Source organism: Klebsiella sp. PK01 (assembly GCF_057624675.1).
Genome location: NZ_JBYEZM010000004.1, coordinates 194,548 through 211,570, shown reverse-complemented (window position 1 = coordinate 211,570; position 17,023 = coordinate 194,548). Strand labels below are relative to the sequence as shown.

Here is a 17,023-nt window from a genome sequence, read left to right as displayed (position 1 = left end):
CTACTTCGAGTTGCAGAAAAAAGCGCCCGCGATTCCCCGTAGCGCCTGAAACCTGAATTATGACGGGTATAACAACACCGTGCGTTGAGACCCTGAACATGCTGAAGAAAATTCTATTCCCGTTGGTCGCGATGTTTGTACTCGCAGGATGCGCCACCCCGCCGACGACCATTGAAGTATCGCCGAAAATCACCCTGCCGCAGCAGGATCCGAGCCTGATGGGAGTTACCGTCAGCATCAATGGCGCAGACCAGCGTACCGATCAGGCGCTGGCGAAAGTCACCCGCAACAACCAGTTGGTCACCCTGACCGCCTCTCGCGATCTGCGCTTCCTGCTGCAGGAAGTGCTTGAGAAGCAGATGACCGCGCGTGGCTACATGATTGGTCCGAATGGCGCCGTCGATCTGCAGATCATTGTTAACAAACTGTATGCTGACGTCTCGCAAGGCAACGTGCGTTACAACATCGCCACTAAAGCGGATATCGCCATCATCGCCACCGCCGCTAATGGCAACAAGATGACCAAAAACTACCGCTCCAGCTACTCCGTTGAGGGCGCTTTCCAGGCTTCCAACGAGAACATTGCAAACGCGGTTAATAGCGTGCTGACCGATACCATCGCCGATATGGCGCAGGACACCAGCATTCACGACTTCATCAAGCAAAACGCTCGTTAATAAAATAGCAGGCCCGGTATCAGGCCGGGTCTGCTCTATATGCCATGTCCAATCACTATTTGCGTATTTTTCAGCAGCCCAAATCAGCTATTTTGCTGATCCTTGGCTTTGCTTCTGGTTTACCTCTCGCGCTGACCTCCGGCACGCTGCAAGCGTGGATGACCGTCGAAAATATCGATTTAAAAACTATCGGCTTCTTCTCTCTCGTCGGACAGGCATACGTATTTAAATTTTTGTGGTCGCCATTAATGGACCGCTACACGCCGCCGTTTTTAGGCCGTCGCCGTGGCTGGCTGCTGACGACGCAGATAGCGCTACTCGTCGCCATCGCCGCGATGGGCTTTCTTGAACCCGCAACGCAGTTGCGCTGGATGGCGGCGTTGGCTGTGGTTATCGCTTTTTGCTCCGCCTCGCAGGATATCGTCTTTGATGCCTGGAAAACCGACGTCCTCCCGGCGGAAGAGCGCGGCGCCGGTGCGGCCATCAGCGTGCTCGGCTATCGCCTGGGGATGCTGGTATCCGGAGGGTTAGCGCTCTGGCTGGCCGACCGTTGGCTGGGCTGGCAAGGTATGTACTGGCTGATGGCCGCGTTACTTATTCCATGCATTATCGCCACGCTGTTGGCGCCGGAGCCCAGCGACGTCATTCCGGTGCCCAAATCTCTTGAGCAGGCCGTCGCCGCGCCGCTGCGCGATTTCTTCGGTCGCAACAACGCCTGGCTTATCCTGCTGTTAATTGTCCTTTATAAGCTCGGTGATGCCTTCGCCATGAGCCTGACCACCACTTTCCTTATACGCGGCGTCGGTTTTGATGCCGGCGAAGTCGGAATGGTGAATAAAACGTTGGGTCTGTTCGCCACCATCGTCGGCGCACTCTACGGCGGCGTACTGATGCAGCGCCTGACGCTGTTCCGCGCCCTGCTGATCTTTGGCCTGCTGCAGGGGGCCTCCAACGCCGGATACTGGATCCTCTCGGTAACCGATAAACATCTTTATTCGATGGCGGCGGCGGTATTTTTTGAAAACCTGTGCGGCGGGATGGGCACCGCGGCATTTGTCGCGCTGTTAATGACGCTATGCAACAAGTCGTTTTCCGCCACTCAGTTCGCGCTGCTGTCGGCACTGTCGGCGGTGGGTCGCGTTTACGTTGGCCCGATTGCCGGCTGGTTTGTTGAAGCGAACGGCTGGCCGACGTTTTATCTTTTCTCCGTCGTAGCCGCCGTGCCGGGGATTTTGCTCCTGCTCTTGTGTCGGCGTACGCTGGAATATACGCAGCGAACGGAAAGCTTCTTGCCGCGCACGCAGTACCCGCAGACTTATGCTCTGGCGCTGGTTATCCTGGCGGTAGGTTGTTTGATGCTGGCGATATGGCTGCTGCTGTTGGCGATGAACGCGCTGGATTACACCTCTTTTTCCTTCCTGCCAGGCCTGCTGGAAGTCGCCGCATTGACCGCTATCGGTGGTATTTTGCTCGGCGCGATTCTGGACTATATGGCGCTACGCAAAACGCAGCTGATTTAATTTTCGCCAAACCGTTAATAGCCGTTTTAATTACCTGAGGTAATTATAACGGCTTATTAGCGATTTTATTTTTCCTGAGAACTGATTTGTTGTTTTGTGCGTTTTAGATTTCTGGAAATTATTGACAATTTTTACGCGATTCTTTAATTAATTTAACCGATTCAGCAGCGTTACTTTATTTTAACGTTTTCTTTATGTCTTTTATTTGATAATTAATTGTTAATTATTTGTGTTATTTTTACGATGTTTATATCCGTATCCCCATAAGCATTCCCTTTCTTATCCCTTTCGTTATAGATCCAGCGTAAATCAGGCTTTGCAAGCAATTACGTCACATTCCGTAACATATGTGACAATCCAAGCAGAACCCGCTAACACAGAACTGACACAGATCCAATCGTGTTTACAGTAATGCAACCTTACCGTAAAATGCCCGTACACTTTAAACGCCACCAGATCCCGTGGAATTGAGGTCGTTCAATGAGACTCAGGAAATACAATAAAAGTTTGGGATGGATGTCATTAATCGCAGGTACTGTATTACTCAGTGGTTGTGATTCTGCGCTCCTCGACCCAAAAGGACAGATTGGACTGGAGCAACGCTCTTTGATTCTGACGGCATTCGGCCTGATGATGATTGTCGTTATTCCCGCCGTCTTAATGGCAGTAGGATTTGCCTGGAAGTATCGCGCGAGCAATAAAGATGCGAAGTATAGCCCGAACTGGTCACACTCCAACAAAGTTGAAGCTGTGGTCTGGACGGTTCCTATTCTGATCATCCTGTTCCTGGCCGTTCTGACCTGGAAAACCACTCACGCTCTGGAGCCAAGCAAACCGCTTGTCCACGACGAGAAAGCAATCACCATCGAAGTTGTATCGATGGACTGGAAATGGTTCTTTATTTACCCGGAACAGGGTATCGCTACCGTCAACGAAATCGCCTTCCCGGCGAACGTACCGGTACACTTTAAAGTCACTTCCAACTCCGTGATGAACTCGTTCTTTATTCCGCGCTTAGGTAGCCAGATTTATGCAATGGCCGGTATGCAGACTCAACTGCACCTCATTGCTGATGAAGCAGGCACTTATGACGGTATCTCCGCAAGCTATAGTGGCCCGGGCTTCTCTGGTATGAAGTTCAAGGCTATCGCCACCCCGGATCGTGCAACCTTCGATCAGTGGGTAGCAAAAGCGAAACAGTCCCCGAACTCCATGGACTCCATGGCTGCATTCGACAAAGTGGCTGTGCCTAGCGAAAACAACAAAGTGGAATACTTCTCTAATGTGAAACCGGATTTGTTCAAAGATGTTGTTAACAAATTCATGTCTCACGAGAGCATGAACATGTCTAAACCTGAAGGCGAGCACGCTGCGCACGAAGGGATGGAAGGTATGGACATGAGCCACGCGGAAACCGCTCACTAAGGGGCCGAGGAAGAAAACGATGTTCGGAAAACTTACACTGGATGCAGTGCCCTACCACGAACCAATTATCGTGGTAACGGTTGCTGCAATCATCGTCGGGGGACTGGCGATACTGGCAGCGATCACTTACTTCGGTAAGTGGTCCTACCTATGGAATGAGTGGCTGACGTCCGTCGACCACAAACGTCTCGGTATCATGTACGTTATCGTGGCAATCGTCATGCTGCTGCGTGGCTTTGCTGACGCCGTTATGATGCGTAGCCAGCAGGTGCTGGCCTCTGCCGGGGAAGCAGGATTCCTGCCGCCTCATCACTACGATCAGATCTTTACCGCCCACGGCGTTATCATGATCTTCTTCGTGGCAATGCCGTTTGTTATCGGCCTGATGAACCTGGTGGTTCCGCTTCAGCTCGGCGCACGCGACGTTGCGTTCCCGTTCCTCAACAACCTGAGCTTCTGGTTCACCGTTGTGGGCGTAATTCTGGTTAACCTGTCTCTGGGCGTCGGTGAGTTCGCACAGACCGGTTGGCTGGCGTATCCGCCGCTTTCGGGAATTGAATACAGTCCTGGCGTAGGGGTCGATTACTGGATTTGGGCGCTGCAGCTCTCCGGTATCGGTACTACCCTGACCGGTATCAACTTCTTTGTGACCATTATCAAGATGCGTGCCCCTGGCATGACCATGTTCAAGATGCCGGTATTCTCCTGGGCATCTCTGTGCGCCAACATCCTGATTATCGCCTCCTTCCCAATTCTGACCGTCACCGTCGCGCTGCTGACCCTGGACCGCTACCTGGGCACCCATTTCTTTACCAACGATATGGGTGGCAACATGATGATGTACATCAACCTGATTTGGGCCTGGGGTCACCCGGAAGTGTACATTCTGGTTCTGCCGGTATTCGGGGTCTTCTCCGAAGTGGCAGCGACCTTCTCGCGTAAACGTCTGTTTGGTTACACCTCGCTGGTGTGGGCAACCGTCTGTATTACCGTTCTGTCGTTCATCGTTTGGCTGCACCACTTCTTCACCATGGGTGCCGGCGCGAACGTAAACGCCTTCTTCGGTATTACCACCATGATTATCGCAATCCCGACCGGGGTTAAGATCTTCAACTGGCTGTTCACCATGTACCAGGGCCGCATCGTCTTCAACTCGGCGATGATGTGGACTATCGGCTTCATCGTTACCTTCTCCGTTGGTGGGATGACCGGTGTTCTGCTGGCGGTACCGGGCGCGGACTTCGTACTGCACAACAGTCTGTTCCTGATTGCGCACTTCCATAACGTCATCATCGGCGGTGTGGTATTCGGTTGCTTCGCAGGTCTGACCTACTGGTGGCCGAAAGCCTTTGGTTTCACCCTGAACGAAACCTGGGGTAAACGCGCATTCTGGTTCTGGATCATCGGCTTCTTCGTGGCATTTATGCCGCTGTACGTGCTGGGCTTCATGGGTATGACCCGTCGTCTGAGCCAGGACATCGACCCGCAGTTCCACTCCATGCTGGTTGTTGCAGCATGCGGCGCGGCGCTGATCGCTTGCGGTATCCTGTGCCAGCTGATTCAGTTCTACGTTTCTATCCGCGATCGCGATCAGAACCGTGACCTGACCGGCGACCCATGGGGCGGCCGTACTCTGGAGTGGGCAACCTCTTCTCCACCGCCGTTCTATAACTTCGCAGTCGTTCCTAACGTTCACGAACGTGACGCGTTCTGGGAAATGAAAGAAAAAGGCGAAGCGTACAAGCAACCTGCGCATTATGAAGAAATTCATATGCCGAAAAACAGCGGCGCGGGCATCATCATTGCTGCATTCGCAACGGTGTTTGGCTTCGCGATGATCTGGCATATCTGGTGGATGGCGATTGTTGGTTTCGCCGGCATCGTTGTGACCTGGATTATCAAGAGCTTTGACGAGGACGTGGATTACTACGTACCGGTTGCGGAAGTCGAAAAACTGGAAAATCAGCATTTCGATGAGATTAACAAAGCAGGGCTGAAAAATGGCAACTGATACTCTTGCGCATAATGCCCACGCGCATGAACACGGGCACCATGATACAGGACCGATGAAAGTCTTCGGTTTCTGGATCTACCTGATGAGCGACTGCATTATCTTCGCTACGCTGTTCGCAACCTATGCCGTTCTGGTGAACGGCACGGCTGGCGGCCCGGCGGGTAAAGATATTTTTGAACTGCCGTTCGTTCTGGTTGAAACCGCACTGCTGTTATTCAGCTCCATCACCTATGGCATGGCGGCTATCGCCATGTACAAAAACAACAAGAGCCAGGTCGTTTCCTGGCTTGCCCTCACCTTCCTCTTCGGTGCAGGGTTCGTTGGGATGGAAATCTATGAATTCCATCACCTGATTGTTGAAGGGATGGGTCCGGACCGTAGCGGCTTCCTGTCAGCGTTCTTCGCGCTGGTCGGTACCCACGGTCTGCACGTCACCTCCGGTCTGCTGTGGATGGCGGTGCTGATGGTTCAGGTATCCCGTCGCGGCCTGACCAGCACTAACCGTACCCGTATTATGTGCCTGAGTCTGTTCTGGCACTTCCTGGACGTGGTGTGGATCTGCGTGTTCTCTGTTGTTTATCTGATGGGGGCGATGTAATGAGTCATTCTACCGATCATAGCGGCGCTTCTCACGGCAGCGTGAAGAGCTACATGACAGGATTCATCCTGTCGATCATTCTGACGGCAATCCCGTTTGCAATGGTTATGAGTGGCTCCGCCTCGCATGCAGCGATTCTGGGAACCATCCTGGTCACGGCTGTGGTGCAGATTCTGGTACACCTGGTGTACTTCCTGCACATGAACAGTAAATCTGACGAAGGTTGGAACCTGACCGCGTTTATCTTCACCGTAATCATCATTGCTATCGTAGTTGTCGGCTCCATCTGGATTATGTGGAACCTCAACTACAACATGATGATGCACTAAGAGCGGCGAGTATGTTTAAGCAATACCTGCAAGTAACGAAACCAGGCATCATTTTTGGCAACCTGATCTCCGTGATCGGCGGTTTCCTGCTGGCCTCCAAAGGCCACATCGACTATCCGCTGTTCGTCTGGACGCTCCTCGGAGTATCCCTGGTGGTCGCCTCGGGTTGTGTTTTCAACAACTACATCGACCGTGATATCGATCGTAAGATGGAACGGACGAAAAACCGGGTGCTGGTCAAAGGGCTGATCTCGCCAGAATCATCGCTGGTATACGCCACCTTGCTGGGTATTGCTGGCTTCATGCTGCTGTGGTTCGGCGCCAACCCGTTGGCTTGCTGGCTGGGCGTGATGGGGTTCGTGGTTTATGTCGGCGTCTACAGCCTGTACATGAAACGCCACTCCGTCTACGGCACGCTGATTGGCTCTCTCTCCGGCGCTGCGCCGCCGGTGATTGGCTACTGCGCGGTTACCGGTGATTTTGACAGCGGCGCGGCGATTCTACTGGCGATCTTTAGCCTGTGGCAGATGCCTCACTCCTACGCCATCGCGATCTTCCGTTTTAAGGATTATCAGGCGGCGAATATTCCGGTTCTGCCGGTGGTGAAAGGTATCTCCGTCGCAAAAAATCATATCACGCTGTACATCGTGGCCTTTGCCGTGGCAACGCTGATGCTTTCTCTGGGGGGCTATGCCGGATACAAATATCTGGTCGTAGCTGCCGCAGTCAGCGTCTGGTGGCTTGGCATGGCATTACGTGGGTATAAAGTGGCGGATGATAAAGTCTGGGCACGTAAGCTGTTCGTCTTTTCCATCGTCGCCATCACTGCCCTGTCGGTGATGATGTCTGTCGATTTCATGGTCCCGGATTCACATAATCTGCTGGCTTACGTCAGATAAGATTACGCTTTATATGAAATGATAAAAGCCTCCGCAAGCGGGGGCTTTTTTATCTAGAGAAATTGCCCTCTCCCCTCCCCTTTTGCTTCATTTTCTTCACCTATTACGCTGTTAAAAATTGAGAAAAAAATGAGCATCGCTAACCGCCGCCTATCTCGCTCCATCACTGAAGTTAGTGCTAGCCTTATCTCGTAGGCAAACGCCTACATAAAACATGGATTTAACTGCAAGGAATAACAATGAAAGAATTAACATTCAACGAAATGGAATCTGTCTCAGGTGGTTTCAACCTGGTAAGCGCCGCAACTGGTTTCGCCAGCTTTGTCGCTAATTCCGCGGCAGGGTTTACCTCATTTGCGCTGACCTCCGGTCTGGCGTTTGCCTCTTTCGTCGGCGATAGCGCGATTGAATTTGGCAAGTTCCTTCTTGGGCAGACAAACTGGGAAAGCGTAGTCAGCACCGGTCAGGAAAACTGGGCAAACTTCGTTTCCACTGCTGGAAGCAGCTGGAACACTTTCGTGAATAACGCCGCAACCGACTGGAATAGCTTCCTGGATCAGGCTGCATCCTAATCGGTATAATGATCAGGGCAGATTTCATTTCTGCCCTTTCCTTTGTTTTTAATCTTTTATTTCGCTCTGCCCCCTTTTAGCCTCTGGTTCTCATCCCTTCTTCTATTACGCAACACAGTCGTAATATCTGCTAAACAAACATTTATTTACGCGTCCTTATCCCCCCACTACACTAGTCACAGTTTTTATATTGAGGTGGTAATGAACGATAACAAAATGACGCCAGGAGAACTGCGCGCAACCTGGGGTTTAGGGACCGTATTCTCACTGCGCATGCTCGGCATGTTTATGGTCCTGCCTGTTTTGACCACATATGGCATGGCGCTGCAGGGGGCTAGTGAAGCGCTGATTGGTTTAGCTATTGGCATTTACGGGCTCGCCCAGGCCGTCTTCCAGATCCCGTTTGGCCTCCTGTCTGACCGCATTGGCCGTAAACCGTTAATTATTGGTGGTTTGCTGATATTTGTTATCGGCAGCATCATCGCCGCGCTGACCAATTCCATCTGGGGCATTATTCTTGGCCGCGCGCTGCAGGGCTCTGGCGCTATCGCCGCCGCCGTCATGGCACTACTTTCTGATTTAACCCGCGAACAGAACCGTACCAAAGCCATGGCCTTCATTGGCGTCAGTTTTGGCGTGACCTTTGCTATCGCTATGGTGCTCGGCCCTATTGTCACTCACCAGTTAGGGTTGCATGCGCTATTCTGGATGATCGCTATTCTGGCCAGCCTCGGTATTTTGCTGACTCTATGGGTAGTACCAAATAGCCACAATCATGTACTGAACCGTGAATCTGGCATGGTAAAGGGCTGCTTCAGCAAAGTGCTTGCTGAACCTAAACTCCTCAAGCTGAACTTCGGCATTATGTGTCTGCACATCATGCTAATGTCGACTTTTGTTGCGCTGCCAGGACAACTGGAGGCCGCGGGTTTCCCGGCCGCCGAGCACTGGAAAATTTACCTGGTGACCATGGTCATTTCCTTTGTCGCCGTGGTGCCATTCATCATCTATGCGGAAGTGAAGCGCAAGATGAAACGTGTGTTTCTGTTCTGCGTCGCTCTTCTACTGATAGCTGAAATCGTGCTCTGGGGAGCAGGTGGCTATTTCTGGGAACTGGTCGTGGGTGTGCAGCTGTTCTTCCTCGCCTTTAACCTGCTGGAGGCATTGTTGCCTTCATTAATTAGCAAGGAATCACCAGCAGGTTATAAAGGCACGGCAATGGGTATTTACTCTACCAGCCAGTTTATCGGCGTGGCCATCGGTGGCGCCCTCGGCGGCTGGGTCGATGGTTTCTTTGATTCACAAACGGTGTTCCTGCTTGGGGCCCTGCTAGCAATGTTATGGCTGCTGGTTGCCAGTACGATGAGCGAACCACCTTACGTGAGCAGTCTCCGAGTTGAGATCCCGGACGAAGTCATCATTAATGATGAACTACAGCGCCGTCTGTTGTCGAAACCTGGCGTTGAACAGGTCATGATTGTCGCTGAAGAACGTTCAGCCTACATAAAAATTGACAGCAAAGTGACCAACCGCTTCGAGGTTGAACAGGCTATTATCGCAACTTCGTAATCGCCCCCCCCCCCATTTCTATGCTCTAAACAATGAGTTGAACGCGCGGCAACACAGAAGATACCTTCGGGTATCTTCTCTTATCAAACATGAATTGACGTAATAAGCCCCCGTACTTTTCTAATTCTGTTTTGTGAAGTTTAATTCACATTAAAACTAATAGATCATTTAAATATTCACTATTATATAAAAAACCCTCTGATTAGTATATTGCCCGGTGTGCATAGGCACATCATTAACAATTCATTAATCTAGGATGGAATTAAAAATGAAAGAATTAACCGCAAACGAAATGGAATATGTCTCTGGTGCAGGCATTATCGACCTACCTTGCGCTTTGGTTGATTTCACCGTTCAATCAGCGCTGGGCCTGGTAGCAGCAGGTATTAACGCAGGTATGATTCTGGCCTCCTCCGCTCTGGAAACCACTATTGATCTGGTTTCTAATATTCTTGGCGGTTCGCCATCTAGCCTGGGAAGCATTATAACTGACCATATCAACTCCCTGCTGTATGCTGAATCAGGGGTTTGGTCAAACTTTGTTTATAATGCTGCTACTGACTGGGGTGGTGTTGTTGAGGCCCTGCAGAGCTAAATAGCATATGGCCAGTCAGTTTTCTGACTGGCCATATTTTCTGATGTTATTTATTATTTTCGCCACATCTGAGATACATATCACATGCCGTCATGTAATCATCATGCCAGCGCCAGTAAACATGTAAATAAAAGTATCCCATCGCCGGTATCATGCATAAAATAAAATAGACATAAAAATATATTTCCCACCCTAATAATTTCAGCAACAGGCTAAAAATTACGATCCATAACAGTTGAAGAATAAATAAAATAACTAACCGCAACCACAGCGATTTCCTATACATTACGGTAAATGGGATAGTTTTAGCCAGGTTCACATCAAACTCTTTCTGAAAAAGCCGTCCTAAAAAAGTATAACGCCTGGATGGGTGAGCAAAAATCAAATTAACTGCCAGTATCGCTGAACAAAGAATCAGCATAGCAACTATCAACTTTGCAGAAAAAAAACCATTGGATAAGGAAAAATCTTCATCCGCGACTAAGGGGCTGATAACCAGAAAACTGGTCATAAAAGTTACGGTAACATTTAAGCAAGCATAATGATGGAGATTACGGTATCTAAGCGTATACGCAGTTGCCCGCTGTAACTGTTTGACGTAACAATTCCTGGCGAACCAGCACATCATATAGACCATTATCGGCACAAAGATGACAATACAGACCATCGCGAGAATGCTTGAAAAGAAGAGTAGAAATCCCTTCACAACCAGATAGCACCCCAGTAAACAGCAAGCTGTAGCAACAAGCGGATGCCATAGTATGGCCTCACATTGCGAATACTTTTTTCCCTGAAACCAAGAAAAGTTGATATTTTTTATCGCATATTTGTAAGCCCAATACGCTTTAAGTTCATAAACAAAGCTAAACATAGTTAACGAAAAAATGGCGCTGACAGGGAATGCATCTTCCACGGTCAAAAGATACCCTCTGTTTTTCACGTAGAATGCAATCAGCATCGTACAAATAAAGTACAAATAGGGTAAAAGCGAACGATCCTGTCGACGAATAAAAGTTAAATAATCCGGAATCATGCTAGCCTCGTTACGCCACCAATATTTTTCGACAATGAATGAAATACTCTGCCGAGAAATCATCGAAATCATTTAGTAATTGTCCAAGATACGCTTTATTGCTGATTTCAACGAACCTGACGACGGGAGTGTGTTGTAAAAAAGCAGTCATAGATGCTGTCCATTGTACGGTATGGGTCAAATGCAACGATAAGTTGTTTTTAATTATCTCAGGGTCACCTTCTTCGCGCCCGGTAACATTCATTAGTACAGGATAATTTGGCCGTACCATTTCCACCACCTCCAGGGCATCTCGCATAAGCTGAACTCCATCAGCCATTAGTGGCGTGTGCCAGGCACCGCTAACGCCCAACTTTACCGTTTCCAGGCCAGCTCCCATAAGTACCCCGGCGAATTCGCTTAAATCTGGCAGCGTTCCGCCAACCACCTGCTGATAGGGACTATTATCACAACTCACCACAACCGGACTTCCGGAATCGTTAATCAACTGGCTTATCGTTTGATAATCGGCACCTCTCACCGCTAGCATTGCGCCTTTACGAATATGACTTAAATCATCCATGATAGTTGAGCGCGCTGATATTAGTTTGAACACATTCTCCAGCGTTAAAGCACCGGCCGCGTAGAGTGCGCTATATTCACCAACACTATGCCCACATGAACCCACGATGTGAGCGTCAGAGAATTGCTCAGCATAAAGACTATAGAGCGTAACGTTGATAGCCGTCACCGCTGCCTGCTGTGTCGTCGTTTTCACCAGACGATTCATTGGCCCTTTCAAACATAACCGACGAAGATCCAACCCTGTTACATCACTAGCGCAATCCCAGATTTGTCTGGTGGTTGCGTTAAGATCCCATAAATCTGCTCCCATTCCAATTACAGGATTTCCCTGACCGGCGAAAATAAGCACCAATGGTTGCTCTGATAACTTAGTCATAGACAATATATCCTTATAAATAGTATTTAAATCCAACATAAATTCCGAGGGTCTCGCCAAAAAGTGCAAACTCAGAATCACGATGACCTAATGCACTATAAAACCCCGAATAAATCTCTACCCGTTCGCCCAACCCTTTTACCGGCTTGATATAATGAGTGCCAATTAATGCACTACCATCAACTAAGTTCATCACCAGATAGGGCTGAAAAGTTGAATGATCTGTATTCTGTAAACTTAGCCACGAATTAATATAATGTCGTCCTTGTAACATCCCTTTATTTCCTGTATTACTTATTTCTGACCCCATCAGATACTTATAATCATCAAATATTTTATCTAAACTGGATAAGCCAGTTTTATTACTTAATAGTTTAATAAAGTCGGTCTGCTCTCGCCATGCCGCTTTTGAGTATCCTTCACTCTGATAATAGTATTCGATACCTAATACACTAAAAAGGTCAGTGGTATACTGGCCGCCAACGGCTAATTCATAATTTTTTTTATCATCCTGAGCATAAAGCAATGAAGGATAGTTCCCAGATAATACTGCATCTCGTTTTTCACGGGAAAAATGCCGCCACTGTTGATTTTTGTGTAAAGCCGCCTCTACGTTGACAACAAACTGAGGAGTTATATTGTAGCTATCCGCGAGGGCCAACGATGGAGAATCGCCAAGCATCACATCTGCTGCCAGTCGATGATTAGCAAGTCGATAATCGGAGTAACTTAATAAATAATACTCACTGCTGTTGCCCCGTTGATTGGCCGTCCAGTTGCTGGATGACTCATAATATTCATCAATACTCGCCAATTTGGGTATGATGGTAAACGAGAATGCATAATCGCGGAACTCTTCTGAGATCCGCCCTCCCCAAAACGGCTCATTATAGGTGGAGTTAAATCCAGGGTCGAATATTCTGGTAGGTTTAAATCCGGCATAATAAGTCGTCAACAATGCTGCAGGCGATCTTAAATGAAAAGCGCCGGAATGCGGTCTAAGTTTTCCTCCTTCGAGACTGACGTTTTCAGATAATGTTGCGTTCAGCTTTAGCCTATCGATTAATATTTTAGAGCGACTATCATCTTCTTCGAAAAGCCCCACCTCGTTCATCGGATGATATCCAAAGCCATATAATGAAAAATCCACAGCCAACACATCATCAATAATATCGCAAGAGCTAGAGACGTTAAGTGAAATATTATTATAGGCGTTATCAGTGGTATACGGGTTAGATCCACTGATACGCCATAGAGACTCATTTTTATGTGTAAAGGATGTTTGCCCCATCAAAATCAATTGACCATTTTGTTGTATTTCATCCGCGGTAAGACAATCTGCCATCCCCAACAACGGTATTAATGTTAGAATTGATAGTAATACAGCCCGAAGCAATTTCACTTTGCTTCCCTCTGAATGAACTCCTTCGTGAAGTGAAATTCTGGTAAGGACTCAAGGCGAACATTACTATACTTCATGACAGAATAGCCCTTTTCATACCGAGTATTCTGCACAATAATTTCTGTTGGCCGGTACATTCCCAATACCATTTGATAGTTTTTATACAAAACACTCTTGAGTAATTGATTATCAAGTGAGTAATATGATGCCTTAAATGGTCGATACTCGGCGTTTTTTTCTACCAGGTAAATCACTTTTGGATAAGTAACGGCCTCAGATTTACGAATAAGAGACAACCGATAGCAGATTTTATCACCACAAGGCTCCTCACCCTCCAGCGTCGAATCATAGGCATATTCGAAGTTCGTTACGATAACATCACCATTAGAGATCTGGCCTATTAAGCGTTGTGAACGCGAAATGGGAACTGGCCTTCGAAGCTCAGGCGTATAAAACCATAAATCATACCAATCAGATAACATGACTTTACCTTTATCTCGCGGAGGATAAGTAAAGCGTATCAATGAACGAGCGTCAGCTTTAATACCGTTTTTCGGCTTAATAAATCGCATTGAAATATCAAGAGATTGTTTATTTTCAGGTTCATCCACTCCCTCTTTAAACTCCAACACGGTCACTTCATAGCGGAAAGGTTCATTTGGTGAACGAACTTCATCCGCCCTGCGAATAATCTCCAGAGCCTGCTGATCAATTTTTGTCGCTTGCACTGCAGCTGAATGCAGTAATACTGCCAAATATAATAAATACCACATGCCAATTCTCATACTGCCCTCTATGAAGATTTAAATGCATCTGTAATATTAAGCCGCGATGCACGATATGCAGGAATGATAGAAGCCAGGGCTGACGTTAAAATTGGCAACATCAAGGTAAACCAAATTAACTCTGCGTCATTGCTTTTAATAAATGCAGTATATCCAACTGACTGCCCTGGAGAAGGAGGCATTGCAATGCCGGAAATATTAATAATCGCAGCAATGGTATAACCAAAAGCAAGGCTACCGATTGCCCCCAAAATGCCTATATATATACCTTCCAACCAGAATAAAAGCGTAACACGACTGGACTGTAAACCGATGGCTCGTAGTGTCGTGATCTCTTTAGTCCGCTCAACGATATTCATGGTCATTGAATTACCGATCATAAATATCACAATAAGTGCTACTATGACTTTAATAAAAAAATAGATACCCGAAAGCATGCCTTCAACTTGCTGGTAAAAAATAGAGCTTTCCTTCCAGTCCTTAACGATAAGGGGTAAATTCTGTTGAGCGATAAACTCTCTCATTTTAATAACAAATGGCGCTACATCATCATGTTTTAATAAGATAACTATTTTACTGACGCCATTCGTACCCATGATTCGCTGAGCGGTATCAAGAGGTATCTTTAGTGCAACATCATCATAATCCTTAATTCCCGACTCAAAGATGCCACGGAGTTTGACTGATATAGCGCCCTGTCCTCCTGCCACATTTACCGCCAGGATATCGAGCCAGTCACCATAGTGGCTATCAAGTGTTTTGGCCAAACCGCTTCCGATGGTAATTTCATTATGTTTTACGCGAGATAAATCGCTTCCAAAGACTATCTTATCAAATGCTCCTAGCTTCAGAGATGGTAATGGTTCAATGCCTTGCGCCGAAAAATAATTTGACGTTTCGCTTTCGTAGTGAGATATAATCCCACTAAACTCTAGCTGACCTGAAATTGTCGAAATTGCATTAGAAAAATAGGCATTTTGTAATATATTATGTTTTAGTGAAATGTAGTCAGAAATAAGGCTTTTATTCTTATTAGCCGTTTCAAAGTAGGATTTATTATAAATTTGCACATGGCCAACATTAGTTCGTATCGTCTGCTCCTTGAGTATCCAAAAAGAGTATTTGATAAAACCGCCATATAGAAATATAGCGCCACCACCTAAAACAATTGCAAAAATAGTAGAAAGGGTTCTACGCTGATGCCGTAGCAAATTAAGGAATGAAAATTTAGCATCACCATAGTTGAAGATGATATTATAAACTACAAATAGCAATAACAACGCCACAATACCATTAATGAATATCACATCCCTTGACATTTAATCACCTTTAATAACCGGAACAACAACCTGCACGACTTCAGCCATTTCCCACGCTGGCGGATTGTTATTTGCATAATCGATTTTAAGGTTTTGCCCTACGCTTCTCAGATACTGAAGGAATTGTTCTTCTTGTGGTTTGCTATGGCACTGATGGAGAGCTCGTAAACGCATCTCGTTAATCTTCCGAACAATCTCGACGCTGAATTTATCTCTATTCCTCATCAGCAAGTCGGTATCTTCAATCGTAATCACGCACCGCCCCAAATTACCCGGAAGCCAGGCATCAACACGCGCACGCAAATATCTGATTAGCAAATTATCTTCATTGACATCTACCGACTCATCCATATAGAAGAATCCTGTCTTTGCATATTCAGAGGCGTGAATCAGATCATTAACACTCAGGTAATAAGCTGCTTGCCGCAGCATCCCCCATGAATAAAAGATCAGCACGCCAACGTTATTAGTGCGTTCATATTCTTTAAGTAAATTTGCTGTGACCGATGCTAATGCTTTTGGCTCACCTGGTAACCCATCCTGTAAAACACGATCCGAAACAGGTGTGGGTATCGATTCAGCGAATGCTGAAAATATAACCGTGGTTAAACACAGAAGCAAAACTCTACAAAGATTGCTTCGCTGAATCATATATTATTGCTCCATCTTTAATTTCCACTCTCCGACGAGCTCGCTCTTGTAGTTGAGTCGAATGAGTGGAGATAATAAACGTCGTCTCTGTGCGCCGATTAATGTCAAGCAGCAGGTCAAGAATCGCTTCTCCAGTGGCCAGATCCAAATTTCCGGTCGGTTCGTCGGCAACAACGACTTCAGGACTATGCGCTAACGCCCTTGCTATCGCGACCCGCTGTTGTTGTCCGCCTGATAATTGGCCTGGCTTTCGCCCAACTAAGTGGGCTAAGCCCACACTATCGAGGAAATGTAGACTCCGTGCTTTCGCCTCTTTTGCATTGAAATGCCCATTTAGCATCAGGGGATAAAAAACATTATCAAAAACACTTAGTACCGGGACTAAATTGAAAAACTGAAAAATAAACCCTAAATGATGACTACGAAGTCGCGCCAAATTCTTTTCAGACAGCGCATTTAGATTTTTGCCAAGAAAAAAAACATTACCTGCCGTTGGTTTATCAATACCTGAAAGTATATTAAGCAAGGTACTCTTACCGCTTCCCGAAGGGCCACATAATGCTACGAACTCACCTCTTACAATATCCAGATTAATATCATTCAGTGCAATAGTAATGTTATCCTGAGGACCATAAGATTTATGTATACCGTACAGAGATATATCAGGTAATTCTGTTATATTGCTGCGCATAGGG

General features: G+C 47.2%; 17 protein-coding genes. 10 read left to right on the top strand and 7 right to left on the bottom strand.

What is annotated here, in order from left to right; translation table 11 throughout:
* Positions 1-98: 98 nt before the first annotated feature.
* From AC22LX_RS14230 to AC22LX_RS14185, 10 genes are all read left to right on the top strand, one after another.
* On the top strand, positions 99-677 hold the full coding sequence (locus AC22LX_RS14230) for a lipoprotein (RefSeq protein ID WP_045390841.1): 579 nt from the start codon (positions 99-101) through the stop codon (positions 675-677).
* A gap of 44 nt (positions 678-721) precedes the next feature.
* Positions 722-2,197 (top strand): muropeptide MFS transporter AmpG, encoded by a 1,476-nt coding sequence (ampG, locus tag AC22LX_RS14225; RefSeq protein ID WP_045390843.1) that lies wholly within the window; start codon positions 722-724, stop codon positions 2,195-2,197.
* A gap of 480 nt (positions 2,198-2,677) precedes the next feature.
* Positions 2,678-3,622, top strand: a complete 945-nt coding sequence (gene cyoA / locus AC22LX_RS14220; RefSeq protein WP_015704588.1) for a cytochrome o ubiquinol oxidase subunit II — start codon at positions 2,678-2,680, stop codon at positions 3,620-3,622.
* Positions 3,623-3,641: 19 nt separating this feature from the next.
* Complete coding sequence (cyoB, locus tag AC22LX_RS14215) at positions 3,642-5,633, top strand: cytochrome o ubiquinol oxidase subunit I (RefSeq protein ID WP_015704587.1); 1,992 nt, start codon at positions 3,642-3,644, stop codon at positions 5,631-5,633.
* On the top strand, positions 5,623-6,234 hold the full coding sequence (locus AC22LX_RS14210) for a cytochrome o ubiquinol oxidase subunit III (RefSeq protein ID WP_015704586.1): 612 nt from the start codon (positions 5,623-5,625) through the stop codon (positions 6,232-6,234). The genes cyoB and AC22LX_RS14210 overlap by 11 nt, the downstream gene beginning before the upstream one ends.
* On the top strand, positions 6,234-6,563 hold the full coding sequence (locus tag AC22LX_RS14205) for a cytochrome o ubiquinol oxidase subunit IV (RefSeq protein ID WP_015704585.1): 330 nt from the start codon (positions 6,234-6,236) through the stop codon (positions 6,561-6,563). Before AC22LX_RS14210 ends, AC22LX_RS14205 begins: the two co-directional genes overlap by 1 nt.
* 11 nt (positions 6,564-6,574) lie before the next feature.
* Positions 6,575-7,462 carry a heme o synthase gene (gene cyoE, locus AC22LX_RS14200; protein ID WP_045390845.1) on the top strand — a complete coding sequence of 296 codons (888 nt, stop codon included), beginning with the start codon at positions 6,575-6,577 and terminating at the stop codon, positions 7,460-7,462.
* A 239-nt stretch (positions 7,463-7,701) separates the two neighbouring features.
* Positions 7,702-8,034 carry a hypothetical protein gene (locus AC22LX_RS14195; protein ID WP_045390848.1) on the top strand — a complete coding sequence of 111 codons (333 nt, stop codon included), beginning with the start codon at positions 7,702-7,704 and terminating at the stop codon, positions 8,032-8,034.
* A 201-nt stretch (positions 8,035-8,235) separates the two neighbouring features.
* A complete protein-coding gene (locus AC22LX_RS14190) occupies positions 8,236-9,603 on the top strand; it encodes an MFS transporter (RefSeq protein WP_487334034.1) in 1,368 nt (455 codons plus the stop codon).
* A 268-nt stretch (positions 9,604-9,871) separates the two neighbouring features.
* Positions 9,872-10,198 carry a hypothetical protein gene (locus tag AC22LX_RS14185; RefSeq protein ID WP_047044462.1) on the top strand — a complete coding sequence of 109 codons (327 nt, stop codon included), beginning with the start codon at positions 9,872-9,874 and terminating at the stop codon, positions 10,196-10,198.
* A gap of 46 nt (positions 10,199-10,244) precedes the next feature.
* Here the strand turns inward: AC22LX_RS14185 and AC22LX_RS14180 are convergent, their stop codons facing one another.
* Genes AC22LX_RS14180 through AC22LX_RS14150 form a run of 7 tightly spaced genes read right to left on the bottom strand, consistent with a single transcriptional unit; the run spans position 10,245 to position 17,019 of the window.
* On the bottom strand, positions 10,245-11,231 hold the full coding sequence (locus tag AC22LX_RS14180; protein ID WP_487334033.1) for a hypothetical protein: 987 nt from the start codon (positions 11,229-11,231) through the stop codon (positions 10,245-10,247).
* A 10-nt stretch (positions 11,232-11,241) separates the two neighbouring features.
* The gene (locus tag AC22LX_RS14175) at positions 11,242-12,171 is read right to left on the bottom strand and encodes an ACP S-malonyltransferase (protein ID WP_487334032.1); all 930 of its coding nucleotides are present in this window, start codon (positions 12,169-12,171) and stop codon (positions 11,242-11,244) included.
* A 13-nt stretch (positions 12,172-12,184) separates the two neighbouring features.
* Entirely contained in the window at positions 12,185-13,516 is a 1,332-nt protein-coding gene (locus tag AC22LX_RS14170) for a hypothetical protein (RefSeq protein ID WP_487334095.1), read from the bottom strand.
* A gap of 53 nt (positions 13,517-13,569) precedes the next feature.
* Entirely contained in the window at positions 13,570-14,358 is a 789-nt protein-coding gene (locus AC22LX_RS14165; protein WP_047078654.1) for an outer membrane lipoprotein-sorting protein, read from the bottom strand.
* An 8-nt stretch (positions 14,359-14,366) separates the two neighbouring features.
* Complete coding sequence (locus AC22LX_RS14160) at positions 14,367-15,677, bottom strand: ABC transporter permease (RefSeq protein WP_045390866.1); 1,311 nt, start codon at positions 15,675-15,677, stop codon at positions 14,367-14,369.
* On the bottom strand, positions 15,678-16,328 hold the full coding sequence (locus AC22LX_RS14155; protein WP_045390869.1) for a hypothetical protein: 651 nt from the start codon (positions 16,326-16,328) through the stop codon (positions 15,678-15,680).
* Complete coding sequence (locus AC22LX_RS14150) at positions 16,303-17,019, bottom strand: ABC transporter ATP-binding protein (RefSeq protein WP_063416609.1); 717 nt, start codon at positions 17,017-17,019, stop codon at positions 16,303-16,305. The genes AC22LX_RS14155 and AC22LX_RS14150 overlap by 26 nt, the downstream gene beginning before the upstream one ends.
* Positions 17,020-17,023 lie beyond the last annotated feature (4 nt).

What these genes read in the sequence shown, in the direction of transcription:
- AC22LX_RS14230 (WP_045390841.1), top strand. Translation starts at nt 99, where the DNA reads ATGCTGAAGAAAATTCTATTCCCGTTGGTCGCGATGTTTGTACTCGCA.
- ampG (WP_045390843.1), top strand. Translation starts at nt 722, where the DNA reads ATGTCCAATCACTATTTGCGTATTTTTCAGCAGCCCAAATCAGCTATT.
- cyoA (WP_015704588.1), top strand. Translation starts at nt 2,678, where the DNA reads ATGAGACTCAGGAAATACAATAAAAGTTTGGGATGGATGTCATTAATC.
- cyoB (WP_015704587.1), top strand. Translation starts at nt 3,642, where the DNA reads ATGTTCGGAAAACTTACACTGGATGCAGTGCCCTACCACGAACCAATT.
- AC22LX_RS14210 (WP_015704586.1), top strand. Translation starts at nt 5,623, where the DNA reads ATGGCAACTGATACTCTTGCGCATAATGCCCACGCGCATGAACACGGG.
- AC22LX_RS14205 (WP_015704585.1), top strand. Translation starts at nt 6,234, where the DNA reads ATGAGTCATTCTACCGATCATAGCGGCGCTTCTCACGGCAGCGTGAAG.
- cyoE (WP_045390845.1), top strand. Translation starts at nt 6,575, where the DNA reads ATGTTTAAGCAATACCTGCAAGTAACGAAACCAGGCATCATTTTTGGC.
- AC22LX_RS14195 (WP_045390848.1), top strand. Translation starts at nt 7,702, where the DNA reads ATGAAAGAATTAACATTCAACGAAATGGAATCTGTCTCAGGTGGTTTC.
- AC22LX_RS14190 (WP_487334034.1), top strand. Translation starts at nt 8,236, where the DNA reads ATGAACGATAACAAAATGACGCCAGGAGAACTGCGCGCAACCTGGGGT.
- AC22LX_RS14185 (WP_047044462.1), top strand. Translation starts at nt 9,872, where the DNA reads ATGAAAGAATTAACCGCAAACGAAATGGAATATGTCTCTGGTGCAGGC.
- AC22LX_RS14180 (WP_487334033.1), bottom strand. Translation starts at nt 11,231, where the DNA reads ATGATTCCGGATTATTTAACTTTTATTCGTCGACAGGATCGTTCGCTT.
- AC22LX_RS14175 (WP_487334032.1), bottom strand. Translation starts at nt 12,171, where the DNA reads ATGACTAAGTTATCAGAGCAACCATTGGTGCTTATTTTCGCCGGTCAG.
- AC22LX_RS14170 (WP_487334095.1), bottom strand. Translation starts at nt 13,516, where the DNA reads ATGGCAGATTGTCTTACCGCGGATGAAATACAACAAAATGGTCAATTG.
- AC22LX_RS14165 (WP_047078654.1), bottom strand. Translation starts at nt 14,358, where the DNA reads ATGAGAATTGGCATGTGGTATTTATTATATTTGGCAGTATTACTGCAT.
- AC22LX_RS14160 (WP_045390866.1), bottom strand. Translation starts at nt 15,677, where the DNA reads ATGTCAAGGGATGTGATATTCATTAATGGTATTGTGGCGTTGTTATTG.
- AC22LX_RS14155 (WP_045390869.1), bottom strand. Translation starts at nt 16,328, where the DNA reads ATGATTCAGCGAAGCAATCTTTGTAGAGTTTTGCTTCTGTGTTTAACC.
- AC22LX_RS14150 (WP_063416609.1), bottom strand. Translation starts at nt 17,019, where the DNA reads ATGCGCAGCAATATAACAGAATTACCTGATATATCTCTGTACGGTATA.